Source organism: Vibrio sp. 1078-1 (assembly GCF_033340475.1).
Genome location: NZ_JAWOWM010000150.1, coordinates 1 through 893 on the forward strand (window position 1 = coordinate 1; position 893 = coordinate 893).

The 893-nt window shown below is 45.8% G+C and carries 1 protein-coding gene; it reads left to right on the forward strand.

Features of this window, described 5'->3' with window-relative positions; translation table 11 throughout:
• Positions 1-692: mechanosensitive ion channel family protein (locus R7190_RS26240; RefSeq protein WP_318137722.1), on the forward strand; the 692-nt coding region annotated here is incomplete at its 5' end.
• Between the last annotated feature and the right edge of the window lie 201 nt (positions 693-893).

Below are 893 nucleotides of genomic sequence, written 5' to 3' on the forward strand. Positions count from 1 at the left end.
TTGCGTTCACATTGCTGATCCTGTTTATCCTCTGGCAATCAGAAATCAGTGAGTTTGCGCTCAGTGTTACAGCGATTGCGGTTGCTATTGTGGTGGCATCGAAAGAGATCATTTTGTGTTTTACAGGCTCGATTCAACGTGCGAGTTCGCGCTCGTTTCGAGTGGGTGATTGGATTGAAGTGGGGAAGTTGTGTGGCGAGGTGATCGAACACAACATGATGGCGACGGTGATTCAAGAGATCGATTTGCATCACGGGCAATACCATTACACGGGTAAAACCGCGACGTTGCCTAATAGTATGTTTTTCACCTATCCGGTTAAAAACCTCAACTTCATGAAGCGTTATGTTTACCATAATTTCACGATTGTGGTGAAAGACTTCGTCAACCTGTATCCGCTACTGACACCGTTAACGGACAAAATTGATGAGCATTGCAGTTACTTTAGTGATGTGGCTCATCGTTACAATGCCATGATCGAGAAGCATGCCGGTGTCGATCTGCCGGGTGCAGAGCCGCACATCCACATTTCAAGTCATATTAATGGTGAGCAGATTGTGCATGTGATGATCTTCTGCCCGACAGATAAGGCGAACCATTTAGAACATTTGATTCGTCAGGACTTTATGGAGCTTTACGAGCAGCGTTTTCCTGCTTCGAATGATGAATCGAACGACGCTGCCTTCAACTAACGCGCATTAAAAAGAAACCCGCTGCTTCGGAGTAAACTCCCAAAGAGCGGGTTTCTTTTTTCGCTTATCTTTTTACGCCAAGTTATCGGAACTTGCTTTTGAGCATCAGAAACAAGAAGTAGGTACTACCGATAATCGCGACTAACGTACCTGCTGCAATTTGGCTCGGGTAAATGGCGATTTGCCCTAACCAATCCGCCC